Source organism: Pectobacterium sp. HCp5_1, assembly GCF_032905925.1.
GTDB classification, from domain to species: domain Bacteria; phylum Pseudomonadota; class Gammaproteobacteria; order Enterobacterales; family Enterobacteriaceae; genus Pectobacterium; species Pectobacterium brasiliense_A.
Window position 1 is genome coordinate 1 of the sequence record NZ_JAUMIO010000054.1, and the last position, 16421, is coordinate 16421.

Consider the following 16421-nt stretch of genomic DNA (forward strand, 5'->3'; position numbering starts at 1 on the left):
GACTGAATCGTAAAACTATCGAGTACTCAAAATCAGTGGAAATGCATGACAAGATAATCGGCACATTCATCGAACGTGAACATTATCTGCAATGACCTGATCTACATATTGAATACGTGACCGTCTTTTCTGGTTACTTGACCGTTGCAGGACGTTAACTCGCTGACATCAGGGGGTGGAGAACCGCCCCCCTGACGTTCTTTCAACTCAATACCCTATCGCTGCCCCAGCCGGGCGGCGGATGTCATTTGCGCCGTACAGGTAACCTTCACGCACTTTGCCAGATACCGCCGAGTCATTGCCCGAATCCGCAGGTGTCACGCCCGCCGCACCCGGTAAGCCGACCAGAATCAGCTCCGCTGCACCCCAAGGGGTCTGTTCCACCACCTTGTAGCCGCGCTGCTTCAGCAGGTTCAGCGTATCCGCAGACAGCCCGCGCTGTTCGTAATACACCTCGTCCGGCAGCCACTGATGATGGATGCGCGGTGCATCCACCGCTTCCTGCGGTGCCATGCCGTGATCGATGATATTCAGCGCCGTTTGCAGCGTGATGGTGATAATGCGCGAACCGCCGGGTGAACCGAGCACCATGAAGACTTTACCGTCTTTCGTCACCAGTGACGGGCTCATGGACGAAAGTGGGCGCTTACCGGGGGCGATTGAATTACGTTCCCCTTGCACCAGGCCGTACAGGTTTTTCTCGCCAACCTTCACGGTAAAGTCATCCATTTCGTTATTGAGGAAGAAGCCCGTACCCGGCGCGATCACCACCGAACCAAAACGCCCGTTCACGGTATAGGTCGTGGACACCGCATTGCCCTGATTATCCACGATGGAGTAGTGCGTGGTTTCCGGTCGCTCGTGCGGGCCAATCCCCGGCTGCACGTTTTTGGACGGCGTCGCGTTCTCCGGTTCGATTTGTTTGCGAATTTCAGCGGCGTAGTCCTTACTCAGCAGGCGCTCGACGGGATTACTCACAAACGCCGGATCGCCAAGATACGTGTTGCGGTCCATGTACGCGTGGCGCATCGCTTCCGTCAGCACATGCACGGTAGCCGCCGAATTAAAGCCCGCCGATTTAATGTCGTAACCTTCGACAATATTGAGAATTTCACACATCGTGACGCCACCGGAGCTGGGCGGCGGTGAAGAGACAAATTGATAACCGCGATAGTTACAGGTTACCGGTGCCGTTTCAGTAATACGGTAATCGGCAAAATCAGCCGCCGTTAGAATGCCGCCGCCCTGCTTTGCCGCCTTCTCCACCGCCTGTGGGATCGTGCCCTTGTAGAAAGCATCCGGCCCTTTCGCGGCAATCGCCGCCAGCGTATTCGCCAGATCGGTTTGCACCAGCTTATCGCCGGGCTGCAACGCGCTGCCATCAGGGCGCAGGAAAATACGCGCCGCCTCAGGATCGGCTTTGAAGCGCTTGACGGTGGTGTCCAGAATATCGGTATCCGCTCGCGTAAGCTCAAAGCCTTCACGCGCCAGTTTAATCGCCGGTGCCATCACCTGTTCGCGCGTCAATTTGCCGTATTTTTGCAGCGCAGTATCCAGCCCCAGCACCGTTCCCGGTACGCCAGCGGCCAGATAGCCGTACAGGCTCGCGTCTTTTTTCACGCTCCCATCAGCATTCAGATACATGTTGGCGCTGGCTGCCGCAGGTGCCGTTTCACGGAAGTTGATAAAGGTGTCTTTCCCATCGGCCAGGTGCAGCGTCATAAATCCACCGCCGCCGATATTGCCACAGCAGGGGTTTACCACCGCCTGCGCGTAACCCACGGCCACGGCGGCATCAATCGCATTGCCGCCCATTTTCAGGATATCGACGCCAATCTGCGAAGCCAGATATTGCGAGCTGACCACCATACCGTTTTTCGCTTCCACCGCAGGGGCAGACGCCGCCTGCACGGTTCCACTCACTAGCAGCGCCGTCACGCTCAGTGACAACAACCATTTTCCCGATGTTGTGTTTTTTATTCTCATGCAGACCCCTTTATCCCGTTGATTTCACTCACTGCTTTTATTTCCTACTCTCTTGCCTGGCTAACTTGCAAAGTCCACGCCAATAAACAGACACGGCTTAACGGATTCACCAGCAACAGTAAGAAGCGTAGGAAAGGCATGAAAAATTGCGAAAATAACCGCTTATCTTTGCGACGCTGCACGATAAATACGCCCCATAATGAGACATAGGGTTTACGTGTACCGCACGGGTAGCAATAAACGAAGCCGCGCGCCAAACACATTCACCAGCAGGCCGACCATAATCAGCAGCGCGCCCACGATTTGTAATAGTGAAAGAGATTCGCCGAGGAACACGGCGGCGCTGACCAACCCAACCACTGGCACCAGCAGAGACAGGGGTGCCACACGCCAGGTTTCATAGCGCGCCAGCAGGCTTCCCCAAATCCCGTAGCCGATGATGGTTGCCGCAAATGCCAGATAAACCAGAGATAATATCGTCGGCAGTTGGATGGTCGTTAAACTATGGACAATCGCGTCCCGACCTTCAAACAGCCAGGAGCTGATGAAAAACGGCACGACAGGCACCAGCGCCCCCCACACCACCAGTGACATGATGCGCACGCCGCTGTTTTGGCTCATGATCACTTTATTGATAATGTTGCCCACCGCCCATGACAGCGCCGCCGCCAGCGTCAGTAGCAGCGTGGTGGTGGTCATTCCAGATGACATTTGCAGCGCTGTGCGACCTTCTGCCAGCACCACCATCCCTAGCGCCGCCACCAGAATGCCGACAACGTGATTCCAACGTAGCTTTTCCGACAGCAAAACCGCGCCAACCAGCAGTGTAAAAAAGGCCTGCGCCTGTAACACCAGCGAAGCAATCCCCGCGGGCATGCCCAGCTTGATAGCGAGAAACAGAAAGCCAAACTGACCAAAGCTGATTGTTATGCCATAGGCGAGCAGCCATTTCAGGGGAATACGTGGGAAAGGAACGAAGAAAATTGCCGGGAGCGCCACCAGCGAAAAACGTAGCCCGGCCAGTAAGAAAGGCGGCATGTCGTTCAGCCCAACCTTGATCACCACGAAGTTCACGCCCCATAGCACGACAACACAAAGCGCAAGCAGCGCATCTTTCAACGACATCCTCATCCCCTGATCAAATACGTAACAAATATCTTCCTCAAGGTACGCGTAAAATGAAAAAACGGATAAGAAAAGATAATTATGGCGTTACGTGACAATGACTCAGCGTAACCATGACGTGAGATGGCCGACCACCAGATTCTGTGGTCGGCATAGATAGCGTTACTCGATGGCGATGGGTTTTTCCGTCAGCGTGGTTTTGTTGTCACCCTGAATGGCTTTCACTTTCTGCTCCGTTTGCTGTACCGCATCAGCGTTACTCAACAGGCTGTATGTCAGCTCAAATGTCGTGCTCTGGCCGGGCTGTAGCTTTTTAACCCGTCCTTGTTCGCGTTCAATCGTAACCGGATAGGCGTAGTTAGTACCGGGCTCGATCCCCGTGACGTAGCCCTGTTTTTCCGTATCCGTGTTTTTCCACAGCGTCAGCAGCGGCAGTTGATGGGTGTCAAAGGCAATCGACACGCCCTTATCTCCCGCCTTGTTCACCAGCGCCGCCAGCGTTTTACCCCGTGCATCCGTATATGGCGTAATGTTGAACACCATTTCATCGAAGTCTTTTGTCGGCCCTTTGTAGGTTTGCCAGGTTGCCAGACCTGCTTTGGCATGGTCATTAAACGGAGAAATGTCTTTTACCGGCGCGATGAAACGCGCGCCTTCTTCCAGAATCGGCGTACCGAAATTACTGTGGTAGATAATCTGATAGTCGCGTGCGTAGTCGGCTTTGTTGGTCAACACATCGTGCACGGTAAACGACTCGCTGCCAGGGACGTAGCGCAGCTCGGTCCAGGTTTCCAGATTCGACTTCTTGAAGCTGTTTTCCTTCAGCAGGCCGCGCACCGTAATGGTGTGCGGTGCGGTATCGCTGACTTCCACCACCACTTTTGACGCTGGTGTGTTGCCCGCGCGGCCATGCAGGGTATAGATCATGCCCTCGCTGACGACCGGGTGCCCCGTCCATTCGAAGCCGCAGCGCACCATCATCTCATTGAAACCTTCCAGCCAGCCCAGTCCGTTACGGCTTTCCAGATTGATGGTATTCGGGTTGACGACCTCATCAACCGGCGAATCCCACCCCAAACGGATGTTTTTTCCCGTCACATGCAGCAAGTTCATCCCTCGCGTCGGGCTGAGGGCAATTTTCAAGCCGTCCTGACTGGTAATCGTGATCACTTTACTGCCTTCCTGACGTCCGCCGTGCAGGACTTTTTGCTCAATGCTGAAATGCTGATTTTTGATCTTCAGGGCATCACTGCCAATTTGCCAGTTTCCCTTTTCCACACTGCTTTCAGCATCTGTCAGCACAAACGTCTGCGCTGAGAGTTGCCATGATGTCAGCGCCAGTGTAATGCCTATAGCCAGTAATTTTTTCATGTTAACCATCCCTCTCTGCTGAATTGTTTTAGCTAATGCGAGCTAAAGACTACAAATCAGCGGATGGTCAGAATGTGATAGCTATCACCAGATGGAAAAATTCGGCATTGTCGCGTTATTTATCCGATTATCATCACTAACTTACTATGAATGGTATCCATATTTGCAGAATTATTGAGACATTGATCGGTAAAAGCTGAAATCGTTTCAGCAAAATAAAACCGACTGTCTGAAATCATTTCCACGCTCAGGTTAGAGTCAGCAAGTTATTCTGAATATTAAACGCTACGCGGGATAAAAAATTACTAGTCTGTTTTTTGACCACATTGCACCCTATTGGCGCAAGCGCTATGGTTGCCGGTAACCTGTGTAAGACCACTGATAAATAAACTATGAACTTTTCTCTTTTCGGCAAGAAATTCACGCGCCACGCTGGCATCACCCAATTAATGGACGACCTGAACGAAGGGCTGCGTACGCCAGGCGCAATCATGCTGGGCGGCGGAAATCCGGCGCATATTCCGGAGATGGACAGCTACTTCAAACAGCTGTGTCAGGATATGCTGGAACAAGGGAAATTAACGGAAGCGCTATGCAACTACGACGGCCCGCAAGGTAAGGATACGCTGCTTAAGGCGCTGGCCGAGCTGCTGAGTAATGAATTAGGCTGGCAGATTGGACCACAGAACATTGCGCTGACAAATGGCAGCCAGAGTGCGTTTTTCTACTTATTTAACCTGTTTGCTGGTCGCCACAGCGATGGCAGCCTGAAGAAGGTGCTGTTCCCGCTCGCGCCGGAATATATCGGCTATTCGGATTCCGGGCTGGACGACAATATGTTCGTCTCTGTTCGTCCACAGATCGAGCTGCTGCCCGAAGGGCAATTTAAATATCACGTCGATTTCGATCACCTGTCGATTACCGATGAGATCGGGCTGGTGTGCGTATCCCGCCCGACCAATCCGACCGGTAACGTGCTGACCGACGACGAGCTGATGCGTCTGGATATTCTGGCGCAGCAGCACAACATTCCCCTGCTGATTGATAACGCCTACGGCGTGCCTTTCCCTAGCATCATCTTCAGCGATGCCACACCGCTGTGGAACCCGAATATCATCCTGTGCATGAGCCTGTCCAAGCTCGGTCTGCCCGGCTCACGCTGCGGTATCGTAATCGCGGATGAAAAGGTGATCTCGGCAATCGGTAACATGAACGGCATCATTAGCTTGTCTCCCGGCGCAATCGGCCCAGCGCTGGCGCACGAGATGATTCAGCGTGGCGATCTGCTGCGCTTATCTAATGACGTCATACGCCCGTTCTACCAGCAACGCGTAATGGAAACCATCGCGATTATTCGCCGCTACCTGTCGCCCGAGCAGTGCCTGATTCATAAGCCGGAAGGTGCGATCTTCCTGTGGCTGTGGTTCAAGGATCTGCCTATCACGACGGAAATTCTGTACCAACGCCTGAAAAAACGCGGCGTCCTCATGGTGCCGGGTCACTATTTCTTCCCTGGCTTAGATCAGGACTGGCCGCACGCTCACCAGTGCATGCGCATGAACTATGTACCAGAGCCGGAAAAAATCGAACGCGGTATTGCGATTCTGGCTGAAGAAGTGGAAAAGGCGATGCAGGAAGGCTAACTCACCGCAAGAATAGATGCGTCATTGAACGAAATATGGTTGGGGCAACGCACCGCCCCACTATTTTTACCGACCACTTGCAGCATGCCAAGGTCAGACATTCTCCTCTTTGTTATTTACTCTCCCGTTTCTGTCATCCCGTTCTTACCACCCACAACATCAGATGACTAACGATTAGCTGATTGAATTATTTTCTGCATTTTTAATCGGCAATAACATTGATTATCACGCAATCAATAGCTAATTCATTCCAAAAAGACGGCCATCTCATAGCCCTAACCAAAACTTTCAGCATAACTGCGCATTCTGCGCAATTTCTTGCTCACTTTCTGGTTTAAATCACTTTTTGCGCAATGTCTGCAAACGATTCAGGAAGTCTGCGCAACTTCTTGCTCAAATTTTGCTTAGTAAAAATTTGAATTAGGTAAATTTCCTTATAAAACAAATAGATGAAATTTGGCATGTGAATTGCTATGTGAACGGCGAAGTACTAACCCCGTTCAACAACTCATTCCGTTTAACAACAAGGAGCAAGACTATGCCAACTCCATGCTATATCAGCATCGAAGGTAAAACGCAGGGCAACATCACCGCGGGTGCTTTCACTTCTGATTCTGTCGGCAACATCTATGTGGAAGGCCACGAAGACGAAATGCTGGTTCAGGAATTCAAACACATCGTCACCGTACCGACCGACCCACAGTCTGGTCAGCCGTCCGGCCAACGTGTACACAAGCCGTTCAAATTCACCGTCGCGCTGAACAAAGCGGTTCCACTGATGTACAACGCCCTGGCTTCCGGCGAAATGCTGCCGACCGTGACCCTGAAATGGTACCGCACGTCGGTTGAAGGTAAGCAAGAGCACTTCTTCTCTACCGTGCTGACCGATGCCACCATCGTTGACGTTAACTGCCAGATGCCACACTGCCAGGATCCGGCGAAGCTGGACTACACCCAGTTGATCGAAGTATCGCTGGCCTACCGCAAAATCGATTGGGAACACACCGTTGCAGGAACCTCTGGTTCCGATGACTGGCGTGCGCCGGTCGAAGCGTAATTCCTATTTAACCCGGGCTTGCCCGGGTTTTCTGCATTGAGCCATGGCCCACGCCATGCCTGAGTGTGGATGACAGCATCAGGAGGACGGATGGCAAACAGTACAGGATTACAGTTCACCGTTCAGGTCGGCGCATTGCCTGCATCGACCTTTGCCGTGGTGGATTTTCAGCTCAGCGAGGCGCTTAACCAGCCGTTTGCCCTGTCGCTGAATCTGGCCAGCCCCTTACCGGGGATCGATTTTGGTGCTGTTCTCGACCAGCCCTGTGAACTCCTGGTGTGGTACGAAGGCGAACTCCAAAGACGCGTGAGTGGCATTGTCAGCGCGTTCGCGCAGGGCGACACCGGTTTTCGCCGCACGCGCTATCAGGCGGAAGTCCGTCCGGCGCTGTGGCGTTTAGGGCTACGCACTAACGCCCGTATTTTTCAGGCACAGAAACCGGAAGCCATTATTGGCGCGCTGCTCGAAGAATCTGGCATCACCGACTACGCCTTTGCGCTGCGTAACGAGCACGCGGTGCGGGAATACTGCGTGCAGTATCGGGAAAGCGATTTAGCCTTTATTACCCGGCTGGCCGCAGAGGAAGGTCTGTACTTCTTCCATGAATTTGAAGAAGGCAAACATCGGCTGGTTTTTGCCGATGATGCCGGCGCGCTGGCCAAAGGCCCTGAGCTGTTTTTCAACCTTGCCACACAGGGGCTGAGCGAAGGGGCGTATGTACGCCGTTTCCGCTATGCCGAGGCGGTGCGAACTGCCGAGGTGGCGCTGAAGGATTACAGCTTCAAAACCCCGGCTTACGGATTGCTGCACAACAAGATGAGTGGTGAACTGGAGCACCAGCGCGAAAGCTATCAACACTTCGACTACCCCGGTCGTTTTAAGCAAGATCCGAGCGGCAAAGCCTTTACCGGCTATCGGCTGGACGCACTGCGAGCGGGGGCGATGACCGGCTCGGGCGAATCCAATGCCGCCGAACTGATGCCGGGCAGCAGTTTTACCTTAACTGAACACCCCAATCTGGCACTCAATATTGCCTGGCAGTTGGTTGCCATCACCCACAGCGGGCAGCAGCCGCAGGCGCTGGAAGAAGAAAGCGGTGGCGAACCAACCACCTACAGCAACAGCTTCGAGGTTGTGAAAGCCAGCACCACCTGGCGCGCCGATCTGCCGTACAAGCCGATGGTAGACGGCCCGCAAATCGCCACCGTTGTCGGCCCGGCGGGTGAAGAGATTTACTGCGACCAGTACGGCCGGGTGAAACTGCAATTCCCGTGGGACCGCTACGGCGCGAGCGATGACCAGAGCTCCTGCTGGGTTCGCGTCAGCCAAGGCTGGGCCGGTGGTCAGTACGGCCTGATCGCTATTCCGCGCATCGGCCATGAAGTCATTGTGAGTTTCCTCGAAGGCGACCCGGATCAGCCCATCGTGACGGGCAGAACCTTCCACGCGACCAATCCATCGCCCTACCCGCTGCCCGCCAACAAAACGCGCACCACGCTGCGCACCACAACCCACAAAGGCGCAGGGTTCAACGAGCTGCGCTTTGAGGATCAGGCCGGTCAGGAAGAAGTGTTTATCCATGCTCAGAAAGACATGAACACCGTGGTACTGAATAACCGCAGTACATCGGTGAATGTGGATCACAACGAAAACATTGGCCGCGATCAGACGGTCGTCGTGCAGCAGAACCAGACGGTCTCCGTCATTGCCGATCAGATTACTGAGATCCAAGGGGAGCAAACGGTGGTGGTGAAGAAAAACCGGAGCACCGTCGTGGAAGACAACGAAACGCTGAGGGTGACGAACGATATCTTTATCCACGCCGAAGATGGCAGCATTCAGATTGGTACGGGTGCGGGCTATATCTCAATCAAGCACAGCGGGGATATTGAGATCGTCGGGAATAACCTGACGCTGAACGGCACCCGTATCGATTTGAATTAAGGATGACTATGTATCAGATGAATGAAGGGACGCTGGCTATCCCCGCCGACTGGCGCGATGAATCACTCCATGTTTTTGTCCTGCCGGGGGATGCCATCAATCTGGTTGTTAACCGTACCCCGATTGACTTCGGTCTGACGGCAGAGACGGTTTATCAGCAGACGTTAGCCCAGTTTGCGGCACACCTGAAAGGGTATGAAGAGCGCGGCGTTTGGACATTGACGCTGGATGGGCAACCCGCACACGGTCTGGAATATACCTGGCGGTCACCGGAAGGGCCGATGCATCAGGTTGTCGTGATGCAGGTGCGCGGTGAGTTATTGATGACGTTTACCGTAACCGTAGCAGGCGAGCTCAGTGCGGAGCAGAAAACAGCAATGCTGGCGGTGGTCGAGACCTTTAAAGCTGCCACCTGAAAGGAGTCATCATGCTGAGTGACATTCTGAACCGTGTTGCCCGCGTCGGTGCCATGCACGCAGGCAAAGGCCCGACGCCGCCTGCGGGTCGCCCTCAACCGGGTCAGGGAAAACCCCCGACATCACCGGGCAAAACCATCAAGCACAAAAGCTTTCTCGGCGCGCTGGCTGGAGCGATCGCGGGAGCCGTTGTGGCGGCGGTGGCATTTGCCGCCGCTGCGGCAGTCGCGGGAGCCATTGCCGTCGCCGTTGTCGGGACGGGCGGCATGGGGGCGGCGCTGGTTGTCGGGGCAGTCAAACTGGCAGTGGGATTTGGCGCAGTCAGCTTGCTTGGGGGGCTGATCAGCAGCGTCTCCAGCAAGGTTTCCGCGATGGTAGACAGCGGCGCGCCGCCGTTTGGGCCCGTTTCTTCTGGTTCGGGTACGGTGTTTGCGGAGAAGCAGCCCATTTCCCGTGCCGAAGTCGACACCGTCGCCTGCACCAAGCACAACTCGCCCCAGCTCATTGCGCAAGGCAGTGAGACCGTCTACGTCAATGGCTCACCCGCAGCGCGTATCGACGATAAAACCGTCTGTGGTGCCACCATCAAGGAAGGGGCATCAACCGTCTTTTTTGGTTCCGGCCAGCAAACCTGTCTGGAGATTAGTGACGAATTCAGTTGGTGGGAAAAAGCGCTACTGATTGCAGTCGAGTTTCTGGTTCCGCCTAGCCGGGGTATGTTCAAAGGTCTCGGCAAGCTATTTACGCGTGGACCAACCGCGGTGCTCAAAGGCATGCGCATGGGCGCGTTAAGAATGGCGGTGGGGTTACGGAGAGCCGTACGCTGTGCCAGCAAAGGTTTTAAAAATAGCAAAGGTCTGGCACGCATTAAGGAAGCGACTCGCGGCTTCCTGAAAGATCCGGTCTACATTCCCAGCGGGGATGTGATCGAGATGCGTCAGGATATTGAACTGGGGCAAACACTTCCTCTGCTTTTTGAGCGTACTTACCGTTCCGCTGCCACCCATACCGGGCTGCTGGGACGCGGCTGGTACGATACCTGGAGCGAAACGGCACAGGTCAGCCGCGACGGCCTGAATACTCACGTCGTCATCACACTGGCGCAGGGATACGACATCGATTTCACCTTCCATCAGGATGTGCAGTCGGTATTTTGTCCGCTCTATCCGGCTTTCACCCTGTATCGGCGAGCAAAGGGCTTTAGCCTATGGGATCGCGACAGCCTCACCTGGCGTGAATTCGATGTGCCTCAGGGCGATCGACTGCTCCTGTCTTCGATACATGACCCACACGACAACCGCATTACCCTGATCCGCGATCCAAAAGGCTATCTGCGCAAGATACGCCACAGTGATGATATCGAGCTGCTGCTGGTGTGGCGAGGCGAATATCTGCACCAGATACAGCGTATTGATACCGGGCAGAAAACCCTGCTGGCTGAATACCGGCAGGATGAACAGGGCCGGCTGGTCGAGGCCGATGCTGCCCACGCCTATCATCTGTTCTACGACTACGACAAAGAAAACCGACTCACGTGCTGGCATGACAACGACCAGACCTGGGCGCGCTACGACTATGATCATCAGGGTCGATGTGTCTACACCACCTGCGCCGACGGCTACCTGACGGCGCATTTTGAATATCTCGACGATCGCGTCGTAATGACCGACGGATTAGGTCAGCGCAGCGAATTTGGCTTCAACCATCTGCACCTGATGAGCTGGGAAAAATCCCCGTTAGGGCACGTCACCCGCTACGACTACGACGATCACGGCAACCTGCTACGTGAGATTTCCCCAGTTGGCCGGGTGGTTGAGTTCACCTATCTGGACGACAGCGGTCTGGTTAGCGCCTTCACCGACGGCAGCGGTCATGCCTGGGCCTATGACTACGACGACGCACAGCGGTTATGCGGCATCACCGACCCGCTGGGGCGCATCTGGCAATGGGCGTTCGATGAGGCTGGCAACCCGGAGAAGCTCACAGGGCCGGATACCCGCGAAGTACGATTTACCTGGAACCGTCATGGCCTGCTGACGCAGGTGAGCGATCAGGCGGGCGAGGTTCAGGCGCGGCTGCGTTACGATCATCGCCAACGGTTGCTGAGTGCCAGCGATGCGCTGGGGCGTACCCAGCAGCTACGCTATGACCAGCAGGACAGAGTCGTGCAGTGGCAGCGGCCGGACGGCGCGCAATACCGTCTGGGCTATCGCCGTGCGAGCTGGAAGCTGCCGGAGCAGCTAATACGCCCCGATGAGAAGGAGGAAAAACGTCAGTACGACAAGCATAACAACCTGCTGAGCTATGTGGACGGCAACGGCGCACTGTGGCGCCAGAGCTACGGCCCCTTTGACCTGCTCACCTCGCGAACGGATGCACAAGATCGCACCTGGCGTTACGAGTACGACAAAGAGAGCCAGCAACTGGTCGCCGTTATCGCCCCAGACGGCAACCGCTGGCAATGGTGGCTGGATGCCGATGCGCGGGTCATCCGCGAGCGGGATATGGCGGGCACCGACACCCACTACACCTATGACGAAGACGGCCACTGCATCGCCATCCGTAATGGCGAAGGCGAAACCCGCCACTTCCTGTATGACGGACGCGGACTGCTCATCAAAGAAACCGCGCCGGACGATACCCTGCATTACCGCTATGACGCCGCAGGCAGGCTGACCGAGGTCACCTCCGCGACCAGCCACGTCCAACTGGAGTATGACCTCCGTGACCGGGTGGTACGGGAGTGGCTGAACGGCACCCTGCTCACCCGACAGTTTGACGATACCGCACGCACCGTGACGCGGACGCTGGCCTGGGAAAACGCGAGTGATGATGCGCTGACCAGCACGTTCAGCTACAGCGCGGCGGGTGAACTGCAACAGGTACAGTTGCCAGACGGCGCGGAACTCACCCTTGCCCATGATGTCGCCGGACGGGAATCTTCCCGTTCAGGCGGCGCGTTCGCCCAGCACCGCGAATATGATGTGATGGGCTGGCTGACGCGCGAGATGAGCGGCCAGCAGCAGGACGGGCGTCTGCACGCCTCACAGACAAGGGAATACCTGTATGACGGCGCGGGCAATCTGGCTGGCGTTCGCCATAACCGTGAAACCCGGGGCTATCGTCTGGATGCCACCGGACGCGTGCTGTCCGTCCTGAGCGGTGGCGCAGGGCGTGCGGTCGACACTGACGAAGCCTATCGCTATACCCGCAACGGCCTGCCGCAGGAGACCTCCCGACTCACCGAATGGCAGGCGGGCAGGCTGACTCAGCACGACGATACTCACTATCAGTACGACAAAGCCGGGCGACTCATCCGTAAACAGGTGGTTCAGCCGGGTTACCGCCCACAGGTCTGGCACTACCGCTGGGACAGCCGCAACCAGCTCCGGGTTATCGACACCCCGACGGGCGAGCGCTGGTTCTACCGCTATGACCCGTTCGGACGACGTACCGGCAAACGCTGTGAGCAGACGCAGGACGATATCCGCTACCTGTGGGACGGCGACCAAATCGCCGAAGTGAAGCATTATCGCAACGGCGAACAGATTGCCCGCCGCCACTGGGTACACAACGGCTGGGAGCTGCTGGTCCAGCAGCGGCAGAATACTGACGGACGCTGGGAAACCGATTTTGTCACCAGCAGCCAGAACGGCGAACCGCAGGCTCTGTACCGACCCGACGGCACCCTGCGCTGGCAGGCACCAAAAAGCACCCTCTGGGGCCAACGACCAGGCTCCACGGAAGACTCTGCCGACCCGGGACTTGCCTTTGCCGGACAGTACCGTGACACCGAAAGCGGGCTATGTTATAACCGTTTTCGGTACTACGATCCGGCCGGTGGTTGCTACGTCTCGCCTGACCCTATAGGGGTGCTGGGTGGGGAGAGTAATTATGGATATGTGCCGAATCCGCTGAGTTGGATCGATCCGTTTGGGTTGGCGAAGTGTCCAACCATTACGCGTGGTGCTAACGACGAAATATTATCGGCCAAAGCTACCGTATCAAAAGCTGAGCTTAGAACGGGTTCTGCAACGAATCAAAGCTCTAGGGATTACGCCCGTTCATTAGGCAATCAAACCGATGATGCCGGGCACATATTAGGTAATGTTCTTGGTGGTCAAGGCGGTAAAGGGAATGTATTCCCGCAGTTACCTGGTATTAACCGTGGTGAATATCGTGTATTTGAAGATCAAGTCAGAAAATATATCGATAAGAATGGAACGGTGGATATTGACTGGGTGTTTAAATATGGCAATGGCGGAACCCGCCCTACAGAAATCTACTATGACGTCTATCAAAATGGACAGAAAATTTTTGGTAGGATATTTAATAACTAAGGTGTCTTTATGGACGAATTATCTAAAGCAGAAGCAGTTCTAAAAGAATTTATCACCCAGATGAATAAATGGGAGTTGAAATATTATCCATTATTCAGAAGTGAAGGAATGTCTGTGCATAAAGACGCAGCAAAAAAAAATCTTGATGATATATATGAAATTTTTCTCACAAAGAAAGAACGAAAACAGGGCAGACAAATATCACTATCATGTGGTGAACCACCGGAGTATTCACCAGATGAAGAAATATTAAGTAGCGAATTAAATAAAAACAAGTGCGTATTTATCACTCAACAACATACAGGATTTAAAAATAAATATCGTTACACACTTCATTATAAAAATAATGAGTGGTATATAGATAAAAAAGAATGGTTTGATGATAAATGGAAACAAGCCTACCTATAATAAAAACCGGAAGCGATCCCAACGATCCTTCCGGCTATTTTTTATCTGCTGTTTATCGTGCGCAGCGTCAGAGATTAATCTCCGTCTCAATCACTATCCTTCCCCGCTCAACCATCACCGTTATCGGCATCCCGGTGATAAAACTCGACTCCTCCAGCCAGTGGCCTTTGAAGTTAATGGCAGAGGGAGAGTTAGGCTTGCCATTTTACTCGTCTCATTCTGAGACTCGCCCTTTCGGGCCAGCTAAAGCTGTTCAAACCTGCTATGACAGGTTTATGCAGGCATATCCCACGGCGTAGTAACGTTCTATTTTGGTTGCTTTATTAACGATGACGCCTGACTTCGGTGGCACCAGAGCTACGGTCCCTTTGACCTGCTCACCTCGCGAACGGATGCACAAGATCGCACCTAGCGTTACGAATACGACAAAGAGAGCCAGCAGTTGGTCGCCGTTATTGCCGCAGGCAGGCTGACCGAGGTCACCTCCGCGACCAGCCACGTCCAACTGGAGTATGACCTCCGTGACCGGGTGGTACGGGAGTGGCTGAACGGCACCCTGCTCACCCGCCAGTTTGACGATACCGCACGCACCGTGACGCGGACGCTGGCCTGGGAAGACGCGAGCGATGATGCACTGACCAGCACCTTCAGCTACAGCGCGGCGGGTGAACTGCAACAGGTACAGCTGCCAGACGGCGCGGAGCTCACCCTTGCTCATGATGCCGCCGGACGAGAATCTTCCCGTTCAGGCGGGGCGTTCGCCCAGCACCGCGAATATGATGTGATGGGCTGGCTGACACGCGAGATGAGCGGCCAGCAGCAGGACGGGCGTCTGCACGCCTCACAGACCAGGGAATACCTGTATGACGGCGCGGGCAATCTGGCTGGCGTTCGCCATAACCGTGAAACCCGGGGCTACCGTCTGGATGCCACCGGACGCGTGCTGTCCGTCCTGAGCGGTGGCGCAGGGCGCACGGTCGACACCGACGAAGCCTACCGCTATACCCGCAACGGTCTGCCGCAGGAGACCTCCCGACTCACCGAATGGCAGGCGGGCAGGCTGACTCAGCACGACGATACTCACTATCAGTACGACAAAGCCGGGCGACTCATCCGTAAACAGGTGGTTCAGCCGGGTTACCGCCCACAGGTCTGGCACTACCGCTGGGACAGCCGTAACCAGCTCCGGGTTGTCGATACCCCGACAGGCGAACGCTGGTTCTACCGCTATGACCCGTTCGGACGACGTACCGGCAAACGCTGTGAGCAGACGCAGGACGATATCCGCTACCTGTGGGACGGCGACCAAATCGCCGAAGTGCGCCATTACCGCAACGGTGAACGCGTTGCCCACCGCCACTGGGTACACAACGGCTGGGAGCTGCTGATCCAGCAGCGGCAGAATGCTGACGGACGCTGGGAAACCGATTTTGTCACCAGCAGCCAGAACGGCGAGCCGCAGGCTCTGTACCGACCCGACGGTACCCTGCGCTGGCAGGCACCGAAAAGCACCCTCTGGGGCCAACGACCAGGCTCCACGGAAGACTCTGCCGACCCGGGACTTACCTTTGCCGGACAGTACTGTGACGCCGAAAGCGGGCTATGTTATAACCGTTTTCGGTATTACGACCCGTAACGGTGGATGTTACATCTCTCCTGACCCGATAGGGATAGCAGGGGAAAAGTAACTACGCTTACGCGTCTAATCCAATTACGTGGTTCGATCCGCTTGGGTTGCCGAAATGTTCATCTAATAAAGGATTTAATCGTAAAGATAGAATTACCAGTCGCTGGACTGAACGTTTGGCGGGGGAAAAAATCTGCGGATATTCATGATTATTTAACGTCGAAAGGATGGTCGAAAACATATACTCAGGCAGATAAGCCGGGCACTATCCAGCATATTCAATATGTTAAAAAACAAAGAACGGTGGATTATAAATGATCGATATCAATGCCAATATTATTCCTAATAAGTCGATTGGGAACATCGTTTTAGGTGACAATATGAGCCTGTAATTAAAATTGTGTAATTGCCTGTTTTTGATATGTTCACTCCAACTGAGGAGACAGGCAAATTATGGACGAAAAGAAACTTAAGGCACTCGCTGCCGAACTGGCGAAAGGCATC

10 protein-coding genes and 2 pseudogenes are annotated in these 16421 nt (G+C 54.7%); 8 read left to right on the forward strand and 4 right to left on the reverse strand.

What is annotated here, in order from left to right; genetic code table 11:
* Positions 1-95: IS1 family transposase (locus Q3A88_RS20880; protein WP_317178582.1), on the forward strand; the 95-nt coding region annotated here is incomplete at its 5' end.
* Between the two features lie 112 nt (positions 96-207).
* Here Q3A88_RS20880 and ggt read toward each other — a convergent pair.
* The 3 genes from ggt to Q3A88_RS20895 all read right to left on the reverse strand — a co-directional run bounded on the left by ggt (position 208) and on the right by Q3A88_RS20895 (position 4482).
* A complete protein-coding gene (ggt, locus tag Q3A88_RS20885) occupies positions 208-1986 on the reverse strand; it encodes a gamma-glutamyltransferase (protein ID WP_317178576.1) in 1779 nt (592 codons plus the stop codon).
* A gap of 213 nt (positions 1987-2199) precedes the next feature.
* Positions 2200-3111: an EamA family transporter gene (locus tag Q3A88_RS20890; protein WP_317178577.1), complete on the reverse strand. Its 912-nt coding sequence runs from the start codon at positions 3109-3111 to the stop codon at positions 2200-2202.
* Positions 3112-3273: 162 nt separating this feature from the next.
* The gene (locus Q3A88_RS20895) at positions 3274-4482 is read right to left on the reverse strand and encodes an aldose 1-epimerase family protein (RefSeq protein WP_317178578.1); all 1209 of its coding nucleotides are present in this window, start codon (positions 4480-4482) and stop codon (positions 3274-3276) included.
* Between the two features lie 392 nt (positions 4483-4874).
* Between Q3A88_RS20895 and Q3A88_RS20900 the strand changes: the two genes are divergently transcribed.
* From Q3A88_RS20900 to Q3A88_RS20925, 6 genes are all read left to right on the forward strand, one after another.
* Positions 4875-6125, forward strand: a complete 1251-nt coding sequence (locus Q3A88_RS20900; RefSeq protein WP_317178579.1) for a valine--pyruvate transaminase — start codon at positions 4875-4877, stop codon at positions 6123-6125.
* A gap of 538 nt (positions 6126-6663) precedes the next feature.
* Positions 6664-7182, forward strand: a complete 519-nt coding sequence (locus Q3A88_RS20905; RefSeq protein ID WP_012822145.1) for an Hcp family type VI secretion system effector — start codon at positions 6664-6666, stop codon at positions 7180-7182.
* A gap of 90 nt (positions 7183-7272) precedes the next feature.
* Positions 7273-9126 (forward strand): type VI secretion system tip protein VgrG, encoded by a 1854-nt coding sequence (gene tssI / locus Q3A88_RS20910; RefSeq protein ID WP_317178580.1) that lies wholly within the window; start codon positions 7273-7275, stop codon positions 9124-9126.
* Between the two features lie 8 nt (positions 9127-9134).
* Positions 9135-9542, forward strand: a complete 408-nt coding sequence (locus Q3A88_RS20915; protein ID WP_010287508.1) for a DUF1795 domain-containing protein — start codon at positions 9135-9137, stop codon at positions 9540-9542.
* A gap of 11 nt (positions 9543-9553) precedes the next feature.
* Positions 9554-13882, forward strand: a complete 4329-nt coding sequence (locus tag Q3A88_RS20920; RefSeq protein WP_317178581.1) for an RHS repeat-associated core domain-containing protein — start codon at positions 9554-9556, stop codon at positions 13880-13882.
* Between the two features lie 9 nt (positions 13883-13891).
* Positions 13892-14290: an NTF2 fold immunity protein gene (locus tag Q3A88_RS20925; RefSeq protein ID WP_205567553.1), complete on the forward strand. Its 399-nt coding sequence runs from the start codon at positions 13892-13894 to the stop codon at positions 14288-14290.
* A gap of 67 nt (positions 14291-14357) precedes the next feature.
* Here Q3A88_RS20925 and Q3A88_RS20930 read toward each other — a convergent pair.
* Positions 14358-14480 (reverse strand): annotated as a pseudogene (locus tag Q3A88_RS20930) (SymE family type I addiction module toxin); the annotation flags it as partial.
* A gap of 156 nt (positions 14481-14636) precedes the next feature.
* Here Q3A88_RS20930 and Q3A88_RS20935 point away from each other — a divergent pair.
* A pseudogene (locus Q3A88_RS20935) lies at positions 14637-16039 on the forward strand (RHS repeat-associated core domain-containing protein); the annotation flags it as partial.
* Between the last annotated feature and the right edge of the window lie 382 nt (positions 16040-16421).

What these genes read in the sequence shown, in the direction of transcription:
- ggt (WP_317178576.1), bottom strand. Translation starts at nt 1,986, where the DNA reads ATGAGAATAAAAAACACAACATCGGGAAAATGGTTGTTGTCACTGAGC.
- Q3A88_RS20890 (WP_317178577.1), bottom strand. Translation starts at nt 3,111, where the DNA reads ATGTCGTTGAAAGATGCGCTGCTTGCGCTTTGTGTTGTCGTGCTATGG.
- Q3A88_RS20895 (WP_317178578.1), bottom strand. Translation starts at nt 4,482, where the DNA reads ATGAAAAAATTACTGGCTATAGGCATTACACTGGCGCTGACATCATGG.
- Q3A88_RS20900 (WP_317178579.1), top strand. Translation starts at nt 4,875, where the DNA reads ATGAACTTTTCTCTTTTCGGCAAGAAATTCACGCGCCACGCTGGCATC.
- Q3A88_RS20905 (WP_012822145.1), top strand. Translation starts at nt 6,664, where the DNA reads ATGCCAACTCCATGCTATATCAGCATCGAAGGTAAAACGCAGGGCAAC.
- tssI (WP_317178580.1), top strand. Translation starts at nt 7,273, where the DNA reads ATGGCAAACAGTACAGGATTACAGTTCACCGTTCAGGTCGGCGCATTG.
- Q3A88_RS20915 (WP_010287508.1), top strand. Translation starts at nt 9,135, where the DNA reads ATGTATCAGATGAATGAAGGGACGCTGGCTATCCCCGCCGACTGGCGC.
- Q3A88_RS20920 (WP_317178581.1), top strand. Translation starts at nt 9,554, where the DNA reads ATGCTGAGTGACATTCTGAACCGTGTTGCCCGCGTCGGTGCCATGCAC.
- Q3A88_RS20925 (WP_205567553.1), top strand. Translation starts at nt 13,892, where the DNA reads ATGGACGAATTATCTAAAGCAGAAGCAGTTCTAAAAGAATTTATCACC.